Source organism: Haloferax sp. s1 (assembly GCF_058382125.1).
In genome coordinates, this window is record NZ_JBZRPK010000176.1 from 1 (window position 1) to 1,625 (window position 1,625).

Genomic DNA, 1,625 nt, shown 5'->3' on the forward strand with positions numbered 1-1,625 from the left:
GTTCGAGTCGAGTGGACATCGAGGACGCGCCCGTCGAAGCCGACGACCGCGACGGCGGCGGTCGTGCCGGGGTCGATGCCGACGATGACGCGGTCGCGGCGCTTCACGAGGGGGTCGAACTCGATGCCGTCGCGGCGCTCGCGTTCGATTTCGACGCGGGTGTCGCCGGAGCGGTGGGTGGAAACGGGGATGTCCTGCGGGCGGGCTTCGACGGTGAAAAGCGCCTGCGAGTAGCCGCCGTACTTCTCGGTCACGTCCCGTTCGAAGTCGAGATTCGCCTCGTCGAGCGCGGCTTCGACCTTGCGGGCTTGCTTCTTCACCGACCCGTGAATACGGCGCGTGTAGCGGTCTTGGCTCCAGCCGCCTTTCCCGGTCGAGCGACCGCGAGAGACCTTTACGGTGGTCGTGTTCTCGAAGGCGGCGACTTCGTAGCCGACGTTTGCGAGAGCGAGTCGGGCGGCGGCTTCCGCCTCTTTCATCGGCTCTTTGCCGTAGGGGACGCCGTGCCGCGATGCAACTCGCGAGAGTGGTTCGGGCCGCTCGGAACCGGTAACCTGTACCAGTCGCGTTTCGTGGGGAAGCCACCGTAGGAAGCGGACCAGGTCGTCTTTGTCCGCCGCGAGTTCGTACATGTTGTCCGTCGCGACGATTGCCGGTTCGTCACGCTCGATGAGTCGGCGTAACTTTCGGAAGGAGACGACGTCTCGTTCGATTCGGACCTCGTCTGACTCGGTGTCTCTGGTGTCCAACACGACCAGCGCGTACGACGGTGAATCGCCGCGGATGTCGCCGCTCTGGATGTCGACGCCGAAGACGACCGAGTCGAGCGCACTCGTCCGGTCGTTCACGGCGGCGACTAGGGACCCGCCGAATATATAGTCCACGCCGGGATTTATATGGTCTCAGCCTCGGGCTGACACGAAACAAACAAGTCATGTGTATATGATGTCGATACGATGAGTTCCAATACTCCCTCCCCGCCGTCGGTGACTCCGCGGTCGCTGACGCGGACGGCGCTTATCGGTGTTATCGCCCTCCTCCTCATCGCTGCCCCTATTGCCGGCCTCCTCGCTTGGGAACCCGTCGAAGAGGGTAACGTGAAGGTTGTAAAGAAGTGGGGTGCGACGACAGACACCGTCTTCCAACCCGGTGCACATCTGATTAATCCGGTCTCACAGTCCACCGTCTCGCTCTCGGTGCGCCCGCAGTCGTACACCATGTCCGGAAAGAGCACTGAAGGTGCTCAACAGGGTGACGACGCTATTACTGTCCTCACGAAAGACGGTCTCCGAACCGATATCGACGTGACCGTTCGCTACCGCGTCGACTCCGGGAAGGCCGTCAAGTTCTACCGAAACTACCGGACGCTCGGAAGCGCCGAAGAGCGTCTCATTCGTCCGTCGATTCGGTCCGTTCTCCGGACTGAGGCTGGTCGACTTCCGGTCACTGTCATCTACACTGGCGAGGGCCAAACCAAATTGAAGGCGGCCGCCGAGAAGGAACTCTCACAGGAGTTCGCCGAGGCCGGTCTCATCCTCGAAGCCGTCCAGGTTCGTAACGTCGAACTCCCCTCGGAGTACGCCCAAGCGGTCGAACATAAGGAAATCACCGAACAGCGCCGCCAA

At 62.1% G+C, this 1,625-nt stretch carries 2 protein-coding genes; one reads left to right on the forward strand and one right to left on the reverse strand.

Annotation, left to right across the window (positions count from 1 at the left end; genetic code table 11):
- On the reverse strand, positions 1-848 hold an 848-nt coding region (locus tag QT222_RS01380), incomplete at its 3' end, for a DUF460 domain-containing protein (RefSeq protein ID WP_491476063.1).
- A 108-nt stretch (positions 849-956) separates the two neighbouring features.
- On the opposite strand from QT222_RS01380, the gene QT222_RS01385 reads away from it, so the two are divergent.
- Positions 957-1,625 (forward strand): prohibitin family protein (locus QT222_RS01385; protein ID WP_491476064.1); only part of this gene is annotated, 669 nt, incomplete at its 3' end.